The organism is Sanguibacteroides sp. AM78-02pH3A (assembly GCF_027666085.1).
GTDB lineage: Bacteria > Bacteroidota > Bacteroidia > Bacteroidales > Marinifilaceae > Gabonibacter > Gabonibacter massiliensis.
On sequence record NZ_JAQEHX010000007.1, the window covers coordinates 71224 to 91774 of the forward strand.

The following is a 20551-nucleotide window of genomic DNA, read 5'->3' on the forward strand; positions in this document are numbered from 1 at the left end:
GAGATCTCCCGGTGTTTTATTTTAAATTCCACACTCCAATTCGCTTAGATAACGCTCCGCGTCGATTGCGGCGCGACAGCCGCTACCGGCGGAAGTGATCCCTTGACGGTAGATGGGGTCCATCACGTCGCCCGCGGCAAAAACACCGGGGATGTTGGTTTTCGTGGTTACACCTTCCGTAAGGATATATCCCTGTTCGTCCAATTGCAAGTATTTTTTGAAAATATCCGTGTTGGGAGTATGACCGATGGCTAAGAAGAAGCCGTCTATTTTGATCTCTTTCGTGCATTCTTCCGGAGTCCCTTTCCGGTAAACGAGCCGGGCTCCTTCCAGCCCCATATCGGAGCCGAACAGTTCAACGGTATTGTGCTCGAACAATACCTCGATGTTAGGTGTGGCGAAGACTCTCGCTTGCATGGCTTTCGAGGCTCTCAGGTAGTTTTTTCGAACAACGAGATACACTTTGCGACATAATCCTGCGAGATAGGTCGCTTCCTCGCATGCCGTATCTCCTCCTCCGACGACAGCCACGTCTTTATTTTTATAAAAGAATCCGTCACAGGTGGCGCAAGCACTGACTCCTGAGCCTCTGTAGGCTTCTTCCGACGGTAGTCCCAGATACCTTGCCGTGGCTCCGGTGGCAACGATAACGGCGTCCGCTTCTATTTTTTTCGTGTCATCGACCGTTATTTTGTGCGGGTGACCGGAGAAATCAACCTGGGTAACAATACCGAAGCGTATATCGGTTCCGAACCTTTCGGCTTGTTTTTTCATGTCTTCCATGAGGACGGGACCGCTGACTCCTTCCGGGTATCCGGGGAAGTTTTCAACTTCGGTGGTAGTGGTTAACTGCCCCCCCATTTGTAATCCGGTGTATAGTACGGGAGCGAGGTTGGCTCGTGCGGCGTAAACGGCAGCCGTGTAACCGGCTGGTCCTGAGCCGATGATAAGGCATTTGACTCTTTCGGGAATCTCTTCTGATGACATATTTGTATTCATTGGTTTCTTATTATGTTTTCCTTTACCTGCAAATTTATCAAATTAAAATCGGAACACCAACTTTTATCACCTACGGTCAATTGGTCATTCGCGTTAATTCTTTTAGAATGAAAATATTAACTACCCGCTTGTGCTTGATAAATATTTTTTGTACCGGAATGCATCTATTCTAAAATTTTTTTTCTAAATTTGCACCTGCATTTCGGGATGTAGCTCAGCCCGGTAGAGTCCACGTCTGGGGGGCGTGTTGTCGCAGGTTCAAATCCTGTCATCCCGACTACTGAGCATCAAGAGGTTAGACCAAAAGTCCGACCTCTTTTATTTTGCGGGTGCGATATATTGTAAGCTGACTAATGCCTGGCCCCGAAAAATAAAGAGAGAGGATTTCTATGCCAGCGGGAATAGTGTAGCGATGAGACACCGATGCCGGTCCGCGAAAGAATATCGATCGTTTATTGGTTATACTCTGTACGATGACAAGAGTGAGGAAAGATGAAGCGTCTATCCTTTAAAGGAAGTTTTTTAGCGATAAAACTTTTGAGTGGCCGTCCCTTTTGTTGTAATGCTAAACTTTTCGTGTAAGTATATGTGTAATTTTATAATAAATGATTTAAATTATTGATTATTAACACATGCCGGGCGGTTTGGTCTTGATCTTTTTGTGAGTGTTTATTTGGGTGGGGGTATTTCTTATTTTCTCTTTATGTGATTTGATTTCTATTTAAACGTGTGAACTTCGATCGGGATGTTAATGCGGGTATTGTACGATTGTGTGATGGCTGATTTTAGTCGTAAAGACCTTGTTTTAGATGTAGAAAAGAATGAATATAAATGAATAATTTCATGAAAATAGTGTTTTTTTAAATTTTAATTTCTACATTTGCATATCTCACTCAAGTAATAATACGTGCATTGCATAGGAAGATAGTGCCTCCGGTGTGCAATTGCACGTTTTTTATTAAATTTTGAGTGAGATCTTTATTTAATACCGGAGGCTTTTACAATCTTCTGTGTCGTTTGAACGTTGGACTGAAAATATTGTTATATTTTTGTATAGCAACTTTTGAAAATTCTAATTTTGAGGCGGGGCCGTGACGGTTACCCGCCTTTTTTTGTTGTTTCCCCGTTATTTTTGTTTATTTTTGTTTAGGATTAATTTAAAACAAAATGGTCGTGAAACAGAGGAAAAGCTTTAATCTTTATTTTATACTACTCGTTGTTGTAGTGATGTTTGGATGTTTTAACAACAAGAAATCATCCAAATCAGGAGATGCCGAAATCGTTATTATTTCTACGAATGATATGCACGCTCAGATCAGCCAATTTCCTAAATTTGCTACTTTCGTGAAGGAGACGAGAGAGAAGTTTCCTAATGTAATATTGGTAGATGCGGGAGATCGTTTTTCCGGCAGTCCTTTCGTCGATCATGCTAAAGAGAGGGGAAAGCCGATGATCGAATTGATGAATAAAGTGGGATACAACCTTGCAACGATGGGAAATCATGACTTTGATTACGGTCAAACGGTATTAAGAAAACGACTTTCCGAAGCGCAATTCAAAGTGATTAGCGCCAACATTCGCTCGGATGGGAGCGAGTTGGGACAATTACCGCCTTATTTGTTCGTGGAAGAGGCCGGGATAAAACTCTGTTTTTTAAGTTTTATCGAAATCAGTCCGACGAGTCATATCCCCGCCACGAATCCCGAGCATCTGGAGGGTATTACATTTGCCGATTTTACGGGTGAGGCAGATACCTACCGGAAATTGAAGAACGAGTGTAATGCTTTTATCGGACTTACACACCTGGGGGTATATGCCGATTCGGTGTTGGCCGCGATCATGCCGGAATTAGATGTTATTATCGGGGGACATTCCCATACGCTTTTGAAAGAACCTAAAATGGTGAATGGGGTCATGATCAGCCAAACGGGAAGTCGATTGCATTATGCCGGAGTTACGGTGTTAAAATTTGAGAAGGGTAAGTTAACGGATAAATCCTACCATGTAGTCGATTTGGCGAATATCGAAACTCCGGATGCTGAGGTTGCCGCTATGATTGAAAGTTACAGCAATGATCCTGATTTTAAGGTTGTGGTCGGGAAAGCGGCCGAACCAATGAAATATAAGGAGAACGTTGCCTCTCTGGTAACGGATGCTATGGCCGACCGGGCGGAGTGTGATTTTGCATTTTATAACTCCGGGGGGATTCGTTTAAATACTATTCCGGCAGGAGATATTACGAAGGGAATGATTTATCAGATAGAACCTTTTGATAATTATGTGGTGAAACACGAGCTTTCCTTGCCGGAAATGAAGGCGTTGGTTTTGAATCGATTCAATAGTGAAACGAGTAATGAATATCGTCGTGTCGATCTTTTTATTTCCAAGGGAAGTTATACGATTTTGCGGGATAAGACGGGAAAAGGCGTGGATGTGGTTTTTAAAGATAAGAACGGTCGTAAATTGAACGAGGGGCGGCGGTATAAGATCGGATTGAGCAATTACGTGAGTACTACTTATGATTTTTCGGGAAAGGGTAAAGGAGAAAAATCCTTATCGATCACGGAGGCGGTAATGCAATATTTACAAAAGGCGGGACCGGTGGTTTATAACAAAAAGCGTACATTTATAAATCCTAAGTAAGAGATGGAGGATTTATGGATGAAGTGATGGGAGGATTTAATCACTCGATTATTAAATCGCGCGTACTTTTTCGATATTGTAGAAATTAATTGTTTATTTTGTTGCGTTGACTATTTTGTATATTTTCGTCAAATGCAGAAATAAACGGGTGGTGTATGATAAATCGGGATGAGCGTAATCTTTTGGAAAAAATCAACAAAGGGGATGAGTCTGGCTTAAAAGAACTTTTCGACTTGTATTATAAACCTTTGTGTGTTTTTGCATTGAATTACATTGATTCGTATGAGGAGGCAGAAGATGTGATCCAGGAGTTATTCGTGAAGTTTTGGGAGAGAAGGGAAAAAACGATGTTTCAAGGTTCCTTGCGTTCCTATTTGTTTTCGTCTGTTCGGCACAATTGTGTCAAGTTGGTAAAAATCAGACGGAAATATCAATTTGATGAATTGGAGCCTTACGGAGAGATGCTGGATGTCCAGTATACTGCCGAGGCCATAGAGGAGGAGCGGGAAAAATTATACGCGGAAATTGAAAAATTACCCGAACAATGCCGTAAGGTATTTGAAGCGGTCGTATTGAGAGATATGAAATACAAGGAGGCGGCGGAGTATTTGGATTTATCCGTAAATACGGTGAAAACACATTTGTCAAGGGCTTTAAAACAGTTGAGGAGTTCGTTGAACACGATTGTGTTGGTACTGCTTCATTAAAAAAAATCAAAAAAAATTCGTTATTAATTCACCCATTTGAATCGTTTTGGGCTTATCCGTATAAAAGCCTTAAAAAATGGATGAGATAAAAGTTATCGAATGGGTCGTTTTATACTGCAAGAAAGAGTTGACTTCTACGGATGCGAGCGAGTTGAGGCGTTGGTTACGGGAGGATCGAATGCACGTGGAGATTTTTCGGGGGTACTTGAAGAGATATCGTCGGGGCCGGCAACTGGCCTTTTGGGATACGGCGGATACGAGTGAGGCTTGGTGTAAGATTGAGAAAAAGATCAGGCGTTCCGATACCGGGAAGAGGAGATGGATTACCCGTTGTTATCCCTATGCGGCCATGCTTGTTTTGTTACTTTCCGTTTCGCTTTACTGGTACATGCAACAAAATGCGGACACTTCCGGGGAGAAAAGCATGGCTGTTTTGCCGGGTTCTTCCAAGGCGGTATTGCTGTTGTCTGACGGGAAGCAGGTAGATCTTTCCCGGGATTCTTTATTTCGATTAAACGAGGTGAACGGGGCTGTGATAGAAAAGGATACGGCGGGCAAAATCCGATATGTCGCGAAGGGTGAAGAGGCTGGGGAAAAGATTTGTGTAAATACAATTCTTGTTCCTCGCGGGGGAGAGTATTTTTTACAGCTGTCGGACGGGACGAAGGTTTGGTTAAATTCGGATTCGAAGTTAGTTTATCCTGTTGTTTTTGGTAAAGAGAATCGAAGCGTACGATTGGAGGGAGAGGGCTATTTCGAGGTGGCAAAAGACGAGTCCCGGCCTTTTTTGGTTCAGAGCCGGGGGGCACAAATAAGGGTTTTAGGAACTCATTTTAACGTATCGGCTTACGAACAACAAGAGAAAGTGGTAACGACTTTGGTTGAAGGTTGTGTGCGGATATCTAACGGGCGGGATTCGTTGTTGTTGAAACCGGGAGAACAAGCTGTTTCCGATGCTACGAAAATAGATGTAAGGCAGGTGGACGTCAGAACATACGTTGCTTGGAAATCGGGTGTTTTCGAGTTTGAGAAGATGGAGTTGCAACAAATTACCGCCCAGTTGGGGCGTTGGTATGACGTGGAATTTATTTATTCCGATGAATCTTTACGTCATATTCTATTTACCGGGGCGGCCGATCGGCACCGGGATATGAGTGTTATCCTGGGGATGATAGAGAAATTGTCAAAAATTCAGTTTATTAAAAAAGATAGGATTATTACTGTTTCTAAAAAATGAAAGGAGTGCGGCTAACACTCCTTTCCGAACTCCTGTCGGCTAAACAGGAGTTGATTTTAACGTAAAAAACAAAATTATGAAAAAAAAGAGTAGATGGTACACGTTTGCACGGGGAAAATGTGCAAACAAAATCATGAAAATTATGAAATTAACGTGGCTATTGATGTTTGTCTTTACATTGCATCTGGCGGCTGAAACTTCGGCACAGCGTGTGGTTAATGCGAAATTCTCAAATAAGGCTTTGAAAGAGGTCTTGCGGGAGATCAAAACACAGACCGGTGTTTATTTTATGTATAATAACCGGGAGGTGGATGTCGATCGGACAGTAAGCGTGGAACTGAATAACATGTCTTTGGAATCGGCTTTGGCTAAGTTGTTTAAGATCTTGCCTTACCGTTACGAGATCACGACGGGGTATGTTTTGATTTTGCCGGACCGGGGTGTTAAAACGGATTCCGTCATTGCGAAAAGAGAGATAAAAGGAGTCGTGCAGGATGAGGGAGGATTGAAGTTACCGGGAGTTACGATTCTATTGAAAGGAACGACCGTGGGAACGGTAACGGATATTGACGGAAAATTTAAAATAAGTGTTCCGGCCAATAAAGAGATTTTCCTGATTTTCTCTTTTATAGGAATGGAAAAACGGGAAATAAAAGCCGATACCGCTTTTATGAAAGTAATTTTGAAAGAGTCGGTGGAGGAGGTGGATGAAGTGGTCGTAACCGGTTACCAACAAATTGATAAGAGAAGGTTGTCCAGTTCGGTGACTTCTATAAAAGGAGAAAATATATTAATGGGCGGGGCCATTTCTGTGGATCAGATGTTACAGGGACGTTTAGCCGGTGTTACTGTATTGAACCAGACCTCGACTCCGGGAGCTGCACCGAAAATTCGAATTAGAGGATCATCCTCTATCACGGGAAACCGCGAGCCGATTTGGGTGGTCGACGGGATTATTTTGGACGAGCCCGTACAGATTTCTACAGAAGAGTTGAATAGCATGGACAAAGTAAATTTGATCGGGAATGCCATCTCCAGTTTGAATCCGAGTGATATAGAACGGATCGATATATTGAAAGATGCGAGTGCGACGGCCATTTATGGAGTGAAAGCCGCAAACGGCGTAATCGTGGTGACCACGAAAAAAGGACGGGAGGGCAAAGTACGTATTAATTATTACGGCGGGATCTCTATCATGACTCCTCCTTCTTATAAGGTTATGCGCTTAATGGATTCCAAAGAGCGGATTGAGATGTCGGAAGAGATGCATGAAAAAGGATTGGAATTTACCTCTTATAAACCCACTCATATGGGTTATGAAGGAGCACTGATGGATTTGTGGAACAAGACGATCTCTTACGATGAATTTCGGCAACAGGTAAAAGAGTTGAAAGAGTTGAACACGGATTGGTATGATCTTTTATTTCGTACTTCGGTCAGCCATCAGCATTCGATTTCTGTTTCCGGTGCTTTCGATAAGGGAGATTATTACTTTTCTTTGGGATACGCGGACGACCAGAGTGTGAATAAAAAGGAAGACGTGGATCGTTACAATGCGATGATCAAGGTAAATACCCGTTTCACCGATCGTTTCAGAGTGGGTATGAACCTGAGTGCTGCTTTGACCAATACCAAGCGACCCCATAATTCCATTGACGTGTATCAATACGCGGCGCAGACGTCGAGAGCGATTCCTCTTTATGATGCAAACGGTGATTTGTTCTTTTACGATAACGGAATAGGTTATTCCGACATGATCCCGTTTAATATTTTGAATGAGTTGTCCGAGAGCGGAACAAAAGTAAAGAATCATGCTGTCAGGTTGAATCTGACAGTGGATTGGAATATTTTGTCGTATTTGAAATTTAGTTCTTTGCTGGGTATTTCCACGAATAATAATTACCAGACCTATTGGGCTGGTGAAAAGTCTTATTATGTTTCGATGAAGCGCCAGACGCCTTACGGAACACCGCTTCCGAAAGATCCGTCGAACGATTTTCTGGATAGGTGTGAGATCCCTATGGGAGGAGAGCTTGTCAACGAGGATACGCGTAACGTTCGTTATACCATAAGAAACAGTTTTACCTTTTACAAGGATTTCGGAAAACATAATGTAACGGCGATGGTCGGAAGTGAGATCTCTTCTTCCAAATACGACGCCCTGAAATCTACCCAATGGGGATACCTGCCCGAACGTGGGAAAAAGTTTGCCCAAGTCGATCTGACAAAATGGAGAAAATTGGCTCAGAATATAACCAATACGCCGGACGTGATCACGGATAATCTGACTAATATTGTATCCTGGTACGGTACGTTTACCTATTCTTATGACGATAAGTATATTGCCAATTTCAATATTCGGACGGACGGATCCAATAAGTTCGGACAGGATAAGAGTGTTCGTTTCTTACCGGTATGGTCTGTTTCCGGGAGGTGGAATATGCATAATGAGAATTTCATGAGGGGGATAAATTGGTTGGATGAGTTTGCCGTACGCGCATCTTACGGTATTCAGGGTAATGTACATCCCGATCAGACGCCGAACCTGATCGTGCGCATGGGAACTTTGGATGATGTTTCCAGGGAATACGAATCGACCTTATATAAATTTCCGAATAATAATTTGAAATGGGAAAAGACTAAATCCTACAATCTGGGTATAGATGTCTCTTTCTTTAAAGGATTGGTATTCGGTACGGTAGAGGTGTATAAAAAGAAGGGAGTAGACCAGATCGTACAGAAAATAATTGCTCCTTCTACCGGGGCGAATTATGTGGCTATTAATGATGGTGACGTAAATAATTCGGGTTGGGAGATCAGTGTAAACGTGAATCCGATTCGTACGAAAGATTGGGCATGGGGAATCTCTTTTAATACGGCGAAAAATTATAATAAGGTTACTAACGCGGGTGAGGCGGAATCCGTATCTTGGAGCGATTATATCAACGGGACCTTAGTACGGAACGGCCGTTCGATCAATAGTTTTTATGCTTATCGGTTTAAGGCGTTGAATGATAAAGGGCTTCCTACGTTCTATGGAGAGTCGGAATCGGATGAAACCGGGAAAAAGGTGATCAATTCGCAAGAAGAAGCCTATGCTGCTGCTTTTGTATACGCCGGACGGAGGGAACCGACGTTTGCCGGAGGTTTTTCAACGGATTTAAGATATAAACGATTCAGTTTGAATGCTCTTTTCTCTTTTGCTTTAGGTAATAAGGTCCGTTTGAACGACCTCTATTTGTCGTCCGGACAAGCATTGCCTTTCCCTCAACAGAATATGTCGAGCGAATTTGTGGATCGTTGGCGCCAGAAAGGAGATGAGGATTATACGAATATTCCGGCTCTGTCCGATGACGATATGGCATTTACCACTTATGAAAGAAAGTATCCGATAGCCAATAACCGATGGGATATGTATAATAAGAGTGATTTGAGAGTCGTATCGGGAGACTTTTTGAGATGTCGTTCTTTGACGCTGCGTTATAATTTTCCCGAAGAGTTGCTGAAAAAGGTGTGCGTCTCTTCGGCAAGCCTGAGTTTTGACGTGACGAATCCTTTTGTGGTGAAGAGTAAAGACCTGAAAGGACGAGACCCGGAACAAGTAACCATGGGATCCGGGACTGTTCCTCCTCAAAGGGGATACTCGTTAAGATTGAATGTTTCATTTTAAAATCGCCTGTGATGAAAAAACATAATTTATTGTATATTATATCTATCCTATTGTTCGGAGCTTGTAGTGATTTTCTGGATGAAAGTTCGCAGGACTTGTTAATTCCCAAAACCGTTCAGAACTATAAAGAATTTTTATACGGGGAAGGTTTGAACAATAAGCTTATCCTATGTGATTACTTGGATGTGATGACGGATGATGCGGAAGAGTATATTAATTTAAAGAGACTTGATCGGGAAGACAAGCGAGCCAGGTTCTGGTCCTATTATTCCTGGCAACAATATCCTGAATTGCAAATGAATAATGCGCTGATGGAAGATCAGGCCTGGGGGGAGTATTATCATCGGATATTTGTGGCAAATGTGATTCTTGATAATTTAAATAGTATGGAAGGTAGCGGGAAGGAGAAAGCCGATCTGGCCGGAGAAGCTTATTTCCTGAGAGCCTGGTCCTATTTTATGCTGGCTAATTTGTACGGTAAGCCTTATATTAACGAGGAGCAGGCTGCCATCGATTTTTGTGTACCGATCAACTCCGCGACAGGCATAGAAGACAGATTGTTATCCCGTTCCTCTGTTAAAGCGGTGTATGATTTGATGGAGGCGGATATTAAACGTTCGATTGCTTCTTTTAGAGAGGCTGAAATGGAAAAAACGATTTTTCGACCGAATTTATCCACCTCTTATTTGTTGGCTTGTCGGATTGCTTTGTTCAGGAAGGATTATGACCGGACAATTGCTTATGCCGATTCGGTCATAATGACGACGAATGCCGAATTGTTTGATATGAATGGAAGCTATTCGAATCAGAGATTTATGTCTATAAAAAACGGAGAGATACTGTTTACTTATGGCAATCTCTCGACCCAGAGTCAGGCATTTCTTTATGGTTCTTCTTACGCGGCTTCTTTTATTCCCTCGGGAGAGTTGATGAATCTCTATCCGGCTACCGATAAGCGGAAAACGACCAACTTGTTTTTTGACAACACGAAGAAAAAACCGTTGAAATTTTACGGGGCTTCTTCCGATGGAGTTTATGCTTACGCTTTCCGTTTGTCGGAGGCTTATCTGAATCGGGCAGAGGCTTATGCCAATAAGGGAAACATAGAAAATGCCATGCGGGATGTAAATGCTATCCGGGAGAAGCGAATTTCAGGGGATTACACTCTTTCGGCCACGACGGCGGCACAGGCTTTGAATTACGTGAAGGAGGAACGTCGGATGGAATTCTGTTTCGAGGGATTCCGTTGGTTTGATTTACGTCGTTGGGATCGTCCTGAGATCGTACATCGATATACATCGGTAGAGAACCCGAGCAACTATACCGAGTATGTGTTGAGAAGAGATGATCCGGCTTATACCTTGCCGATACCGCAGAAAGAGCGGGATATGAATCTTTCCATAGAGCAAATAGACCGTCCGCAACGGAGAAAATGATGAAAACCAAAAATTAGATGAAGATGAAAACAATACAATTAATACTGTTTTGTGCATTGGTATGTTGTTTGAATGCTTGTTCCGATGAGGATAAGATTCATGCTTCCGTAGGAGATAGCTGGTATAATTTAGAGGACGATCCGTCGGATCCCGTTCAACATTATATTTATGAATTTTACAAAACCTACCAGACGATTATAGTAAAAGATCCGGATATTCGGGATTACCGTTATAACTTTAAGAAGAAGAACAATATCAGAGTAGTCTCTCCTCTTCAGGAAAAGGAGCTCCTTGAAAAGGGGTTGTCTTTGGTAAAAGACGTGTTTGTCGATGTTTATACCGAGGGTTTCTTAAAGGAATACCTGCCTTATTCCGTGATCATGGCCGACTCCATTTTCTTTTTGGGGATGGAGGATCAGACTCCCAGTTATCATGCTTTCGTAAGCACGAACTATGTGGCGATTGCCGGTATTCGTCCGGAGATGGACAGTTACACGGATGCCGATATCCGGGAAATTCGAGGAGAGGTGAACGGTAAATTCTGGAAGGATTATTTACTGGCCATCAAAGGTGTATTTCAGATTCCGGAGGAGTTTTATGAAGTGAGTGAAGAGTATTATAAGCAATCCGATTGGGACTGGGATGTGGAAACCCCGGATGATGTCGACTGGCATGAAATGGGATTTGTCTCCTATGATCCGGGGATGACGAATTTTGATCCGGATCCGGATTGGGGAGGTTGGTGGATTCAGGCACCATCGAAAGATATCGATATTTCTCAATGGTTGGAGTTCGTTTTCAGGGTAACGAAAACGGAACGAGATGCCATTTTTGAAGCATATCCCCTGATGAAAAAGAAATACGATATATTGAAAGAAGCGATGAAACAATGCGGTGAGTTCGATATCTCATCACTTCAGTAGGTTGGTGGTAGCAAGGAGGCGGCCTTTAGGGCCGCCTCTCTTTTTATTCGGAAATTATTTCCATGTGTTTGATCCATAGCGTACTTTCGGCTCCCATGAATTGATCCCCGTCTTTACTGGGGGTACAAACGATAGCTAATTTGTATTTTTTCGAGGGATCGAATGTTCCGTTACCCGTTTCCGTGAAATTGATGGTTCGTTCGGTATAGCTGCTTGTCGAGTTCCCGTCGATAAGGCTTGCTTTCATGATTACGGAAGGGGAAGTATTTATATTGCTTCCGTCTAAGGTTTCATCGTAAGAGCTTACTTCATACAGGTAAGCGTTGATGGAACAAGTATCTTTTGCATTCGGCATCTCTACGGCCGTATTGATCGTGGAGTTTCCGTTCGATACTTTTTCCGTTTTATAATAAAGTGCTCCCGGGGTGTATTTATAAGAAACTTTCAGGGATACCGGTTTTTTCCGGTAAGGAACACCGAATTTGGTGCTTTTCAGTTGATCTAAAATGTTGAGTTTGAATTCACCGTTGAACAACGTTCCGGCTGTCATGGCAGGAACCATACCGCTTGGAGACGTTTCGCTAACGGTTTTTCTGGTTATGACCTTTGCGGCTCCGTCTTCAGCTTTTGAGACGGGGTAAGGCTCCACGGGAATGCCCATGATGGAGAAGAGAGAGGCTGCCGTGTTGGAAGAGGTGAGCCCTGCAGGTTCAAAATATTTACCAATGGAATTCCAGTTTTCCATCGTATATACCAGGTCTTTATCCTCTATTTTTACAACGAATAATTTTTTTATGCTGTTCTTACGAACGTCTTCGGCTGTAATGTAGTAGGCTACATAACACTCCGGGGTGAATTTAGAAAAATCGATAGCTGTCTTATTATCGATTGGGGTAGTGCTCTTATCTGCGGCATTATAAATTATAACGGAGTCCAAAGTTGCTCCTGCCGGGATCTCTATTTCAGGGAGTAGAACCAATTGCTCGGTCGGGGTGGAATCCCATACTTTGAACGTGTAGTTGGACCCGCTGACCGCGATCGGATCGAGTAGAACGTTACTGTTTATGGTAATCGTAGCTTTCATGTCCGTACTCTCCGTTACGCTCTCTCCGTCAAACGAAACGTTAACGGTTAAAGGGCCTGCTTTTACGATTAACGAGAGTTGTATGTTGTTACCGACAATTACTCCGTTGACATCCGCCTGCACTTTTCCGATTCCCTGTACTTCTATCTCTTGGTCTATTGATTTGAAGGAATAATAACGTCCTCTTTGAAGGACAGGAAGGGTATCTAATTTTATCGTTCCTAACGACATGCCTGAGAAAGAGAAATTATTTATCTCCAATTGGATACGAGATTTCTCTTTAGTGGAAGGACGCGAGGTGTAGATTCGTTGGGTCATAACCACGGGCTCGGTCAGGTTGGAAACTTTGATGGTCATCTCTCCTTTGTAAGTTTTGTTATAAAAACTTGTAGCATCTATACTTTCCCCACCCATGTCGGTTATCGTAATCGTGGCACTTAGGATCCCCGCTTCGACATTTCCTGTCAGTTGTACATCGTATCCGGCAATACTGTCGGTTACGCTTCCCTCAAGCTTACTGTAATAAGCACTTTTGCTTACCGCTTCAAAAGTTGCATTGGGAATAGCGAATTCCGGAACACCCGGCACGATATTCAGTAGTTTGATCGTACTCGTTTCATCGGTCTCTTTTATGATATTGACGGCGGCATTCGATGGGAGGTTTTTTCCGTTGGCAGTAGCTTGAAGCTTGTCGGAAGAGTAAGTGGCGACAATGTCGTCGATGGTAGGCGGAGCTTCCGGTTTGTCGTCATCATGGCAAGCGGAAAAAATGCTCATGCCTAAAATTAAAATAAGGAGTAATTTGTTTTTCATAAGTCATTAATTATTAATTAAATTTTTATATTATAAATAACCGTACCTTCTATCAAAAAACGTTCCTTTTTTGATAGGGAATAAAATAAAGAAAATGAAAAAGGTTATAATTGTGTGTTTTTATTTAACATTCGTAGTATAATAATGCATGATGCACGCAATTAGATATATAGGAAAATAAAATGTTAAAAAACAAGGGGAAGTTTAATTTTTGATTATTTTTGCATGTTTTTTGCTGCTAATAAATTCGTCGTACTGGAAAAAAGAAGGTTTAATGATGAAAAACAATATGTTTAATTAATATTTAATGACTATGAAAAACAAACTTTTGTTATTATTGATTTTAGGTGTTACGTTCTTTTCGGCGTGTAGTGATGATGACGATAACGATCATGCTCTTGTCGGTACTTGGAAATTAGGAAGCGTGCAAACGGACGATGGTGAGACGTTCGTTTCCGGTCCTTTGTCTTTCCAATGGGTAGCTGAGGAGGGAACCACTTTTCCTATGTTCGGAATTCCTTTCCCGATAGAGTCTATTTCCGGTATGGCCGAAGGATTTGGAAGCATACTTTTAGCACAGGTATTGAAAGATGTTACTTTCCAGAAGAACGGACAGGTGGTAGCCACTTATTCCGATGCCGGAGTAAGTCTTGACGAAGCAGTTACTCCTACCTGGAAAACATCTGAACCGAAATATTTGAGTTATAAGATCGTATCCGGAACTAAAATCGCTCTTTATCCCAATATCGTTAATATTTTGGCTGAGGCTGATTTGAGTTTGGAGTCTTTGGGAACCCTCGGGTTGTCGCAAGCCGACTTGCAAACGCTTATGACTTTTGTCAATAAGGTGACGACAGAGGGAATTCCTGCAACTTACAAAATGACTGATCAGGATAAGAAGCTCGAGATTTCTCTTGATAAGGCTTTCTTTGATCAGGTAATGGCTTTGCTGCCGGTACTTTCCAAATTAATTCCGGAAGATTCAACCGATGAGACGATTGCAATGATCAAACCGATAGTGGAAGCACTTCCCGGAGTTTGGGCTAAAACAACCGAATTCAAAATAGGAATCAGATTGGAGAAATAGTTTTTCCGATAAAGAAGATAAAAATCCTGCCGTTAAAACCGCAGGATTTTTTTATTATGGATGGTTTTTATAAAAATAGTTTTATATTTGCAGCGATAAAAGACAAAATATGAGAACAAATTTACATCATATCCATCATCATTACCATCACTGTGTTCAGGTGAGATGATGCTGTTGTGCTGTAATTTGAAATAGAAAGTATAAACGAGCTCGCCTGGATTCAGGCGGGCTCGTTTGTCTTTTATTCTTTTGGCCTTCCCGGATTCAGCGAGTTTTTAAATCAAAAATTATGACGAGATTGAAAATTGCTGTTCAGAAATCGGGACGATTGTATGACGATTCTTTAGCTCTTTTGCGGGAGTGCGGAATCTCGATCAATAACGGGAAAGATCAGTTGATAGCTCAAGCGTCCAATTTTTCATTGGAAATTCTCTATCTGCGAAATTCGGATATTCCTCATTACGTGGAGGATGGTATTGTCGATTTGGCCATTATCGGTGAAAATACGTTGATAGAGAAACAATCCCGGGTTACGAAATTATTGGATTTGGGATTTTCCTCCTGTCGTGTTTCCATCGCTATCCCGAAGTCGGAGACTTTTACGGGACTTTCTTACTTGGAAGGAAAGCGAATTGCCACTTCTTACCCGAATACGTTGAATGCTTTTTTGAAGCAAAACGGCTTGCGGGCCGAGATTCATGTGATTTCCGGATCCGTGGAGATCGCCCCGAATATAGGTTTGGCGGATGCCATATGCGATATCGTGAGTTCCGGCAGCACCTTGTTTAAAAATGGCCTTTCCGAGGCGTATACTTTGTTCCGTTCTACCGCGGTATTGGTGTCGAATCCTTCTCCGGATCTGGAAAAACAGATGTTAGCGAAGCAGTTGGTTTTTAGGATGAAGGCCGTGTTGGCGGCAAAAAGCAATAAATACATTTTGTTGAATGCCCCGGAAGTGCGTCTGGATGAAATCTGCAGAATATTGCCCGGAATGAAGAGTCCCACGGTTATGCCTTTGAGACGGTCCGGTTGGTATTCTTTGCATTCCGTGGTAAACGAGAATCAGTTCTGGGATTCGATCGATCGATTGAAGGAGGCCGGGGCGGAGGGAATATTGGTCGTTCCGATAGAAAAGATGATCGAGTAATTTGATCTGCGTTTATGATGTTTATAAAGCTAATTTAATGATATAGATATGGAAAAGATAGTATATCCTACAAAAGAAGAATGGAAGGAGTTGTTAAAGCGTCCATCGGATCAGACGGTTGATTTGGAAAAGGTGTGTGATCTTGTTTTTGAGGAAGTAAAGCGAAATGGAGACGAGGCGTTAAAAAAATATACCCGGTATTTTGATCGGGTAAAACTGGATGATTTTGAGGTTACGGAAAAAGAGTTTGATGAGGCGAATGAGTCGGTAAACGAAAAATTGAAAGTAGCTATTCGGGAAGCAAAGGAAAATATTTATCGTTTCCATGCTTTGCAAAAACCGTTGAAAGTCGAAGTCAAGGATGAACGGGGCTTTTGCTGCTGGCAGGAAGCAAGAGCCATACAACGGGTCGGGTTGTATATTCCCGGGGGGAGCGCTCCTTTATTTTCTACCGTCCTGATGCTGGCTGTACCTGCGCGGTTGGCCGGGTGTGAGGAGGTTATCCTTTGTACTCCGCCGTCTGCCGATGGTAACGTAAATCCTGTCGTGTTATGGACGGCTGCCTTGTGCGGGGTGAAGAAGGTATATAAGGTGGGAGGAATTCAGGCGATAGCGGCCATGACAATAGGAACTTCTTCGATCGGACGGGTCGATAAGATCTTTGGTCCGGGGAACCGGTTCGTGACTGCGGCCAAATTACGTTCCGGGCGTTATGGCGTAGCGATAGATATACCTGCCGGACCTTCGGAATTGATGATTGTTGCGGATGATTCTGCCCGGCCCGGCTTTATTGCGGCCGATTTATTATCTCAAGCTGAACACGGGCCGGATAGTCAAGTGTTTCTCCTTACTGACCGTGAAGATTTATCGAAAAAGGTTGAGGTCGAACTAAAACGACAATTGGAAGAACTTCCCCGGAAGAATTTGGCAACAAGGGCGTTGGAGAACTCGAAATGCATCGTGTTGGAGACGATACGGGAATGTATGGAGTTGGCCAATTGGTATGCTCCCGAACATTTAATGCTTTGTGTTCGGGATTATGGACGTTGGCTCGCGGAGATCAAAAGTGCAGGTTCTGTTTTTTTAGGAAATTATTCTCCCGAAAGTGCGGGTGATTATGTATCGGGTACGAATCATACCTTGCCGACTAACGGGTTTGCCCGGGTGTACAGTGGGGTGAATCTGGATTCTTTTATGAAAAAAATCACGTTTCAGGAAATATCTTCCGAAGGTTTGTCCGTGTTGGGCGAAACGATCGAGATCATGGCGGAGTACGAGCGACTTTGGGGACACCGGAACGCGATAACCGTACGAATGAATGCTGAAAAAGAGTAGAATATGTTTGAAAGTATTATTCGTGGCTGTATAAAAGAGTTGGAAGCCTACTCGTGCGCTCGTGCGGAATTCGCCGGCGAACAAATCCTGTTTTTGGATGCGAACGAGAATCCTTTTGAGACGGGGGTTAATCGTTATCCGGACCCTTTTCAACAGAAATTGAAGAAACGCTTGGCAGATCTGAAGCGGGTTTCTACGGATCAGTTGGTCTTGGGGAACGGTAGTGACGAACTGATCGATTTGTTGATCCGGACAGTTTGCGAACCGGGGAGAGATCGGGTAATCCTTTTTGATCCGGGGTACTCTATGTATGAGGTTTGTGCCCGGATCAACGGGATAGAGGTTTTGAAATTGAGGTTGGATGAGGCGTTTATGCCTGAATGGGATAGGGTGGAGTCCTGTATGGACAGTAGGAGTAAAATCATCTTTTTCTGTAATCCGAATAATCCGGTAGGAAATGTTTTGCCTGTCGAGCGGATATTGGAGGTCGCAAAAAAGTATTCCGGATTGGTTGTGGTCGATGAGGCTTATATTGATTTTGCAGATCAAAAATCGATGATAGATCGATTGTGGGATTATCCTAATGTAGTTGTTTTGCAAACGTTATCCAAGGCTTGGGGAATGGCCGGCTTGCGCGTGGGGTTACTTGCGGCGCATCCCGGGTTAACCCGTTATTTGAATCGGGTAAGATTGCCTTATAATGTAGGCTCTTTGGTGCAAACGGAAGCTTTACGAATGTTGGAAAATACGGAATTCTTTCAAAGGTGTTTAGATGAAATAAAACGGGAAAGGGAGAGGCTTTATGATTACCTGAAACGGAATGCCCTTTTTGACCGGGTTTTCCCTTCGGAAGCTAATTTTATTTTAGTATGTAGCAAAGAATATGAATGTTTGTATCTGGAGCTACTGAAACGGGGAATCGTGGTCAGGGTCCGGCGGATGCCTCCTCGAATAGAGAACGGACTACGTATCTCGGTCGGGACCTCGCGCGAAAATGATTTTTTTATGGATGTGTTGTCTGAATTGGAAGACAGGTATTTAAAACAGGGTTATTTATGAAAAAAATATTATTTATTGATCGGGACGGAACGATCATAGAAGAACCTCCGGGTGATTTTCAGGTGGATCGAATGGATAAATTGCGCTTTAAGCCGGGAGTTATCGGCGCTCTGCGGAAAATAACAGAAGAAACGGACTATCGCCTGGTGATGGTTAGTAATCAGGATGGTTTGGGAACGACTGCTTTTCCTTTGACCGTTTTTATGCCTCCGCACGATTTTATGTTAAAAGTTTTGGCGGGTGAAGGGATTGTTTTTGACGAGGTGCTGATAGACGGTAGTTTCCCGGAAGAGAATTCTCCTTGTCGGAAACCCGGAACCGGTATGGTGAAGAAGTATATCGACGAATGGTTGGACCGGGAGAACTCTTATGTGATCGGGGATCGTTTGACCGATATGGAGCTGGCGTCGAATATGGGACTAAAGGGAATCTTGTTCGGGGAAAAGAAAGCGGAAGGGTGTCCGGAAGCAATAGTTTGTTCTTCCTGGGAGAAGGTATATCGTTATCTGAAATCCTGTTCCCGTCGGGTAAGTTTATCCCGTGAGACTTCCGAGACGGAAGTTCGGGTAACGTTAGTCTTGGACGGAGCTGGAGAGAGTGATATCCGTACGGGCATAGGCTTCTTCGATCATATGCTGGAACAGGTAGCTCGTCATGGAGGAGTTGATTTGATTGTCGTGGCGAATGGTGATCGGGAGGTGGATGAGCATCATACCATCGAAGATACGGCTATTCTTTTAGGGCGGTGCTTTGCGGTGGCCTTAGGAAGTAAAAAAGGCATAGAGCGTTACGGTTTTGCTTTGCCGATGGACGACTCCCGTGCCGAAGTATTACTTGATTTCAGCGGGAGGGGATATCTGGTTTGGGAAGTCCGGTTCGAACGAGAATACGTGGGGGAGTTCCCAACCGAGATGACCCGGCATTTTTTCGAGTCTTTTTGTAGGGAAGCCGGATGTAATCTGCATGTGGTGGCTAAAGGGGAGAATACCCATCACTTGATTGAAGCCATATTCAAAGCTTTTGGGCGCTGTATCAATACGGCGATAAAAGTGACGGGAACCAGTATACCCTCTTCTAAAGGACAACTTTAACGGATAGAGGTATGGTGACAATTATCGATTATGGAGCGGGAAATGTTTTTTCCGTGCAGACTGCTCTTCGGCGCTTGGGTGAAGAGGTCGTTGTTTCTTCGGATCCAGAGGTCGTCTGTCGAGCTGAGCGGGTTATTTTTCCCGGAGTAGGACAGGCTGCTACTGCTATGGAGCAATTGCGGGAAAAGGGATTGGATAAGATTCTTCCGGGACTGAAAGTACCGGTTTTGGGTATTTGCCTGGGAATGCAGTTGATGTGTACTTTCTCGGAAGAGGGAGATACCACGGGGTTGGGTATATTCCCGTTGGAGGTGAAACAGATGAAGAACGGAAAAAAGATTCCTCATATGGGTTGGAATCGAATATACGGTTTGCATTCCGACCTGTTTCGACGGGTAAGGGAAATGGAGTGGAGCTATTTTGTTCATTCCTATTATCTTCCTTGTAACGAGTATCAGATTGCCGGTTGTGATTACGGGGGAGAGTTTTGTGCAGCCGTTCGGAAAGAGAATTTCTGGGGGTGTCAATTTCACCCGGAAAAGTCTTCCGCCATGGGAGAAATGATTTTACGTAACTTTTTAATGTTTTGAATATGGAGATTATACCGGCAATAGATCTTATGGGTGGACGATGTGTTCGCTTAAGTCAGGGAGATTACGATAGGTGTTGTGTTTATACCGGGGATCCGGTTGATATGGCCTTTTGTTTTGAAAAGGCAGGAGTCCGGAGGCTTCATCTGGTAGATTTGGATGGAGCCCGGAGAGGAAAAATCGTACATCTCGATTTATTGAGGAAGATTTGTTCTTCGACCCGTTTACAAGTGGATTTCAGCGGGGGAATAAAAACCGGAGAAGAGGTACAACGGATTTTGGATGCGGGGGCCCGGTGGGTAACCATCGGGAGTATGGCTCAAACAAATCCGAAGGAGGTTAGGTGTTGGATCACGAAGTACGGGACCGATCGAATTATAATTGCAGCGGATGTCCGGAAAGAACAGGTCTGTATCAACGGTTGGCAACGTAGGTCGGATAAAACGATTTATGACCTGATCGAACAATACGATGGCGTGTTGAGGAACCTGATGTGTACCGATATTGAACGGGACGGAATGTTTTCCGGGCCTTCGTTAGAGTTGTACGGTAAGTTGCGGACGAAGTATCCGGGAATAAATTTAATCGCTTCGGGGGGTATAAGTTCGGGCGAAGATGTAACGGCTTTATTTCGTTTAGGGATAACTTCGGTTGTTATCGGGAAAGCTTTTTACGAGGGACGGTTGACTTGGGAAGAGATGGTACGGATGAAATTATAACAAGACTTGGT

The 20551-nt window shown here is 43.3% G+C and carries 15 protein-coding genes and 1 tRNA gene; 14 read left to right on the plus strand and 2 right to left on the minus strand.

Annotation, left to right across the window (positions count from 1 at the left end; genetic code table 11):
• Window positions 1-21: 21 nt before the first annotated feature.
• A complete protein-coding gene (gene trxB, locus PGR74_RS10945) occupies window positions 22-999 on the minus strand; it encodes a thioredoxin-disulfide reductase (RefSeq protein WP_235375034.1) in 978 nt (325 codons plus the stop codon).
• Window positions 1000-1202: 203 nt separating this feature from the next.
• Between trxB and PGR74_RS10950 the strand changes: the two genes are divergently transcribed.
• The 7 genes from PGR74_RS10950 (at window position 1203) to PGR74_RS10980 (ending at window position 11615) form a co-directional block, all read left to right on the plus strand.
• A tRNA-Pro gene (locus tag PGR74_RS10950) sits at window positions 1203-1276 on the plus strand.
• 896 nt (window positions 1277-2172) lie between these two features.
• Window positions 2173-3642 carry a bifunctional metallophosphatase/5'-nucleotidase gene (locus PGR74_RS10955; protein ID WP_160289127.1) on the plus strand — a complete coding sequence of 490 codons (1470 nt, stop codon included), beginning with the start codon at window positions 2173-2175 and terminating at the stop codon, window positions 3640-3642.
• 155 nt (window positions 3643-3797) lie between these two features.
• Window positions 3798-4349 carry an RNA polymerase sigma factor gene (locus PGR74_RS10960; protein ID WP_041502420.1) on the plus strand — a complete coding sequence of 184 codons (552 nt, stop codon included), beginning with the start codon at window positions 3798-3800 and terminating at the stop codon, window positions 4347-4349.
• A gap of 76 nt (window positions 4350-4425) precedes the next feature.
• Window positions 4426-5586 (plus strand): FecR family protein, encoded by a 1161-nt coding sequence (locus PGR74_RS10965; protein WP_052634400.1) that lies wholly within the window; start codon window positions 4426-4428, stop codon window positions 5584-5586.
• Between the two features lie 76 nt (window positions 5587-5662).
• On the plus strand, window positions 5663-9256 hold the full coding sequence (locus PGR74_RS10970; protein ID WP_052649343.1) for a SusC/RagA family TonB-linked outer membrane protein: 3594 nt from the start codon (window positions 5663-5665) through the stop codon (window positions 9254-9256).
• Between the two features lie 11 nt (window positions 9257-9267).
• The gene (locus PGR74_RS10975; RefSeq protein WP_041502419.1) at window positions 9268-10692 is read left to right on the plus strand and encodes a RagB/SusD family nutrient uptake outer membrane protein; all 1425 of its coding nucleotides are present in this window, start codon (window positions 9268-9270) and stop codon (window positions 10690-10692) included.
• A gap of 23 nt (window positions 10693-10715) precedes the next feature.
• Window positions 10716-11615, plus strand: coding sequence for a hypothetical protein (locus PGR74_RS10980; RefSeq protein WP_052634397.1), 900 nt, complete (start codon window positions 10716-10718; stop codon window positions 11613-11615).
• Between the two features lie 43 nt (window positions 11616-11658).
• Here the strand turns inward: PGR74_RS10980 and PGR74_RS10985 are convergent, their stop codons facing one another.
• Entirely contained in the window at window positions 11659-13512 is a 1854-nt protein-coding gene (locus PGR74_RS10985) for a PCMD domain-containing protein (protein ID WP_270517149.1), read from the minus strand.
• Window positions 13513-13825: 313 nt separating this feature from the next.
• Between PGR74_RS10985 and PGR74_RS10990 the strand changes: the two genes are divergently transcribed.
• The 7 genes from PGR74_RS10990 to hisA all read left to right on the plus strand — a co-directional run bounded on the left by PGR74_RS10990 (window position 13826) and on the right by hisA (window position 20540).
• Window positions 13826-14599: a hypothetical protein gene (locus PGR74_RS10990; RefSeq protein ID WP_052634395.1), complete on the plus strand. Its 774-nt coding sequence runs from the start codon at window positions 13826-13828 to the stop codon at window positions 14597-14599.
• Between the two features lie 289 nt (window positions 14600-14888).
• On the plus strand, window positions 14889-15746 hold the full coding sequence (gene hisG / locus PGR74_RS10995; protein ID WP_041502416.1) for an ATP phosphoribosyltransferase: 858 nt from the start codon (window positions 14889-14891) through the stop codon (window positions 15744-15746).
• 48 nt (window positions 15747-15794) lie between these two features.
• The gene (gene hisD / locus PGR74_RS11000) at window positions 15795-17081 is read left to right on the plus strand and encodes a histidinol dehydrogenase (protein ID WP_041504769.1); all 1287 of its coding nucleotides are present in this window, start codon (window positions 15795-15797) and stop codon (window positions 17079-17081) included.
• A gap of 3 nt (window positions 17082-17084) precedes the next feature.
• The gene (gene hisC / locus PGR74_RS11005) at window positions 17085-18140 is read left to right on the plus strand and encodes a histidinol-phosphate transaminase (protein ID WP_041504770.1); all 1056 of its coding nucleotides are present in this window, start codon (window positions 17085-17087) and stop codon (window positions 18138-18140) included.
• On the plus strand, window positions 18137-19231 hold the full coding sequence (hisB, locus tag PGR74_RS11010) for a bifunctional histidinol-phosphatase/imidazoleglycerol-phosphate dehydratase HisB (protein WP_041502413.1): 1095 nt from the start codon (window positions 18137-18139) through the stop codon (window positions 19229-19231). Before hisC ends, hisB begins: the two co-directional genes overlap by 4 nt.
• 11 nt (window positions 19232-19242) lie before the next feature.
• Window positions 19243-19821, plus strand: a complete 579-nt coding sequence (gene hisH, locus PGR74_RS11015; RefSeq protein WP_041502412.1) for an imidazole glycerol phosphate synthase subunit HisH — start codon at window positions 19243-19245, stop codon at window positions 19819-19821.
• A gap of 2 nt (window positions 19822-19823) precedes the next feature.
• Window positions 19824-20540: a 1-(5-phosphoribosyl)-5-[(5-phosphoribosylamino)methylideneamino]imidazole-4-carboxamide isomerase gene (gene hisA, locus PGR74_RS11020; RefSeq protein WP_052634393.1), complete on the plus strand. Its 717-nt coding sequence runs from the start codon at window positions 19824-19826 to the stop codon at window positions 20538-20540.
• The last annotated feature ends 11 nt before the right edge of the window (window positions 20541-20551 follow it).